1 protein-coding gene is annotated in these 297 nt (G+C 54.2%); it reads right to left on the reverse strand.

Features of this window, described 5'->3' with window-relative positions; genetic code table 11:
* On the reverse strand, positions 1-297 hold a 297-nt coding region (locus ACNKXV_RS14255), incomplete at both ends, for a phosphoribosylformylglycinamidine synthase subunit PurQ (protein WP_417908372.1).

Below are 297 nucleotides of genomic sequence, written 5' to 3' on the forward strand. Positions count from 1 at the left end.
GCATTCACCACCGCCTCCAACCAAGGGGTGAAGTCATCGTTTCGCTCGGATGGGTAATGCGCCCAGTTCCATGGCTTCAGGCTTCGCTCGATGTGCGGCATGATGGCCAAGTGACGTCCGTCTTCGGAAGCGATACCCGCTGTCGCAAAGTCTGAACCATTTGGATTGCCAGGATAGGCTGTATGGCTGTACTTCATGGCGAAGTGGTAAGCGTTTTCACCTTTTGGAAGGTAGAATTTGCCTTCGCCGTGAGCTACCCATACACCCAATCGCTGTCCGCTGAGGCTACCTAGCATT

The organism is Christiangramia aquimixticola (genome assembly GCF_048285835.1).
GTDB classification, from domain to species: Bacteria; Bacteroidota; Bacteroidia; order Flavobacteriales; family Flavobacteriaceae; genus Christiangramia; species Christiangramia aquimixticola.